Origin of the sequence: Streptomyces sp. NPDC020983 (assembly GCF_044333485.1) — a bacterium.
In the GTDB taxonomy this organism is placed as follows: Bacteria; Actinomycetota; Actinomycetes; order Streptomycetales; family Streptomycetaceae; genus Actinacidiphila.
In genome coordinates this window covers 1-2,581 of the sequence record NZ_JBIRRA010000039.1, presented here as the reverse complement: position 1 = coordinate 2,581, position 2,581 = coordinate 1, and the positions used below count along the sequence as shown (strand labels likewise).

Sequence of the window (2,581 nt, the reverse complement as noted above, 5' to 3'; positions counted from 1 at the left end):
CCACACCACCGGACTCACCCCCACCTGGACCCCACACCCCACCCCCACCACCACCGACCTCCCCACCTACCCCTTCCAACACCACCACTACTGGCTGGACACGGACAGCGGCCCCGGCGACCTGACGGCGGCGGGACTCGCGGCGGTGGGGCACGCGCAGCTCGGTGCGGCCGTCGAACTCGCCGACGGCGGACTGGTGCTGACGGGCGTCCTCCCGGCGGCGGGCAGTGCGGGATGGCTGGACGACCACGCGGTGGCCGGCGTTCCCCTGGTGCCGGGCGCCGCCCTGGTGGAGTGGGCGCTGCGCGCCGCCGACGAGGCGGGATGCGGCGGCGTCGACGAACTCGCCCTGCACACCCCCCTCGTCCTGTCCGGCACCGGCACCCTCCGCCTCCAGATCGCCGTCGACGCCCCCGACCCCCAGGGCCACCGGTCGATCCGGGTGAACTCCCGTCCCTCCGGCGACGACTCGCCCTGGACCTGCCACGCGACGGGCAGGCTCGCCCCGGTGACCGCGGCCGCGCCGGAACCGGCAGCCGCCGGGACATGGCCGCCGCCGGACGCCGAACCGGTGGAGACGGCCGGCTTCTACGCCCGCGCCGAGGCGGCGGGTTACGGCTACGGACCGGCCTTCCAGGGCCTCGTGGCCGCCTGGCGGCAGGGCGACGACCTGCTCGCCGAGGCGGTGCTCCCCGAGCAGGCCCCCGGCGGCGCCGCCGGGTTCGGCCTCCACCCCGCGCTCCTGGACGCCGCCCTGCACCCGCTCGCCCTCGACCGCCCCGCCGGTCCCGGCGGCGACGGGGAGGTGCTGCTGCCCTTCGCCTGGAGCGGGGTCACCCTGCACGCCACCGGCGCCACCCGCGTCCGCGTCCGGCTGACGCCGCTGGAGCACGGTCTGCGCCTGCTGGTGGCCGACGCGGCGGGCGGCACGGTGCTGCGCGCCGAGTCGGTGACCGTACGGCCGACGAGCGCACGGCAGTTGCGCGGCACACGGACGCGGCCGGTGGACGGGCTGTTCGCGGTGACCTGGACACCGCTGCCCGAGCCGTCCGGCACGGCCGGTCCGGCCGCGGCGGACGGCTGGGCCTGGCTGGGGGAGGCGCCGCTGCTCCAGTCCGCACTCCCGTGCCACGCCGACGTGGCCGCGCTGCTCGCGGCCGCCGGCCCGCCCCCGGCGACGGTGCTGGCCGCGGTCGCGCCGGTGGCCGGCGGCCCCGGGTCCGGGGCCGACGCGCTGGACGCCGTGACGCAGATGCTCACGCTGACCCAGCAGTGGCTGGCCGAGCCGCGGTTGGCGGAGTCGCTGCTGGTGGCGGTGACCCGCCGGGCCGTGGCGGCGGAAGGGACCGTACCCGACCCGGCGGCCGCCGCGGTGTGGGGCCTGCTGCGCAGCGCGCAGGCGGAGGAGCCGGGCCGCTTCGTCCTGTGCGACCTCGACGACGCGGCGGACCCGGCCGCGCTGCTCGACGCCGTCGCCCGCGCGGTGGCCCACGACGAGCCGCAGGTGGCGGTGCGGGGCGGGCACGTCCTCGTACCGCGGCTGGAACGGGCCGCACCGCCGGAGCCGGCGCCGCCGGACGGACGGGCCTGGCGGCTGGCCGCGGACGGCTCCGGGACGGCCGAGGGAGTGTCGGCCGTGTCCTGCCCGGAGGTGCTGGAGCCGCTGGCGCCGGGGCAGGTGCGGGTCGGTGTGCGCGCGGCGGGCGTCAACTTCCGCGACGTGCTGATCCTGCTGGGGATGTACCCGGACGAGGGTGTCTTCCGCGGCAGCGAGGGTGCGGGCGTGGTGCTGGAGGTCGCGCCCGACGTGACGTCGGTGGCGCCGGGCGAGCGGGTCTTCGGCCTGTTCGAGGGGGCGTTCGGCCCCGTCACGGTCGCCGACGCCCGCACGCTGGTGCCCGTACCGCCCGGCTGGACCGACATCCAGGCCGCCGCGATCCCCGTCGCCTTCCTCACCGCCTGGTACGGCCTGGTCGACCTCGGCCGTCTGCGGGCGGGGGACACCGTGCTCGTCCACGCGGCGACGGGCGGGGTGGGCACGGCCGCCGTGCAGATCGCCCGCCACATCGGCGCCGAGGTCTACGCCACCGCCAGCCCCGCCAAGCACGCCGTCCTGGAAGAGATGGGCATCGACGCCCGGCACCGCGCCTCCTCCCGCGACCTCGACTTCGAAATTGCCTTCCGGGAGGCCACCGGGGGCCGCGGCGTGGACGTCGTCCTCAACTGCCTCGCCGGGGACTTCACCGACGCCTCGCTGCGGCTGCTCGGCGACGGCGGCCGCTTCATCGAGATGGGCAAGACCGACATCCGCGGCACGGACGAGATCACCGGCACCTACCCCGGCGTCGACTACCAGTTCTACGACCTGGTCCCCCGCGCGGGACTGGACCACGTCCACCGCATGCTGACGACGCTTGCGGGGCTCTTCGCCGACGGCGCCCTCGTCCCTCCCCCGGTCACGACCTGGCCGCTGGCCGACGCCCGCGAGGCACTGCGCCACATGAGCCAGGCCCGGCACACCGGCAAGATCGTCCTGACCGTGCCACCCCCACTCGACCCCGACGGCACCGTCCTGATCACC

1 protein-coding gene is annotated in these 2,581 nt (G+C 77.1%); it reads left to right on the top strand.

The genetic code is table 11. The features are described 5' to 3' along the window. Positions 1-2,581, top strand: a 2,581-nt coding sequence (locus ACH4SE_RS36415) for a polyketide synthase dehydratase domain-containing protein (RefSeq protein WP_398547879.1), incomplete at both ends; no start/stop codon positions are given.